We start from the raw sequence: 1320 nt of genomic DNA on the forward strand, positions 1-1320 counted from the left end.
AGTTGTGGCCCTCCCACGGCATGAACGCCACGAGCAGGTTCTTGCCGAGCGCCATCTCACCGTTGTCGGTGCAGGGGCCGTCGGCGATGACCTGGCCGGCCTCGACCCGGTCGCCCTCGGCGACGATGGGCTTCTGGTTGAAGGAGGTGCCCTGGTTGGAGCGCCTGAACTTGGCGACCCGGTAGGTGGTGCGCGAGCCGTCGTCGTTCATGACGGTGACGTAGTCGGCCGAGACCTCCTCCACCACGCCGGCCTTCTCGGCGCTGATGACGTCGCCGGCGTCGGTCGCGGCACGGTACTCCATGCCGGTGCCGACCAGCGGCGCCTCGCTGCGGATCAACGGCACCGACTGGCGCTGCATGTTCGCGCCCATCAGGGCCCGGTTGGCGTCGTCGTGCTCGAGGAAGGGGATCATCGCGGTGGCCACCGACACCATCTGGCGCGGCGACACGTCGATGTAGTCGACCTCGCGGGAGGCCACGTAGTCGGTCTCGCCGCCCTTGGTGCGGACCAGGACGCGGGCGTCGGTCAGCTCGCCGTCCGCGCCGAGGGACGAGTTCGCCTGGGCGACGACGAACCGGTCCTCCTCGTCGGCCGTCAGGTAGTCGATCCGGTCGGTGACCCTGCCGTCGACGACCTTGCGGTAGGGCGTCTCGATGAAGCCGAAGGCGTTGAGCCGGCCGTAGCAGGCGAGGTAACCGATGAGGCCGATGTTCGGACCCTCGGGCGTCTCGATCGGGCACATCCGGCCGTAGTGGGACGGATGCACGTCACGGACCTCCATCCCGGCCCGCTCACGGGACAGGCCGCCGGGGCCCAGGGCGTTCAGCCGCCGCTTGTGCGTCAGCCCGGCCAGCGGGTTGATCTGGTCCATGAACTGCGACAGCTGCGAGGTGCCGAAGAACTCCTTCATCGACGCCACCACCGGCCGGATGTTGATCAGGGTCTGCGGCGTGATCGCCTCGACGTCCTGGGTGGTCATCCGCTCGCGGACGACGCGCTCCATGCGGGCCAGGCCCAGCCGGACCTGGTTCTGGACGAGCTCGCCGACGCTGCGGATACGCCGGTTGCCGAAATGGTCGATGTCGTCGAGCTCCACGACGGCCTGGCCCATGGACGTCTCCCCCGCGTGCAGCCGCACCAGGTACTCGACCATCGAGACGACGTCGTCCTCGGTCAGCGTGCCCTGCGTGATCTCGGAGTCGACCCCGAGCTTCTTGTTGACCTTGTAGCGGCCCACCTTGGCCAGGTCGTACCGCTTGGGGTTGAAGTACAGGTTCTCCAGCAGGGTCTGCGCCGACTCCTTGGTCGGCGGCTCAC

Annotated in this window: 1 pseudogene; it reads right to left on the reverse strand. The window is 68.4% G+C overall.

The annotated features are described in order from the left end of the window. A pseudogene (locus tag AB0C33_RS51145) lies at positions 1 to 1320 on the reverse strand (DNA-directed RNA polymerase subunit beta); the annotation flags it as partial.

Source organism: Nonomuraea sp. NPDC048881, from assembly GCF_040649795.1.
Lineage (GTDB): Bacteria > Actinomycetota > Actinomycetes > Streptosporangiales > Streptosporangiaceae > Nonomuraea.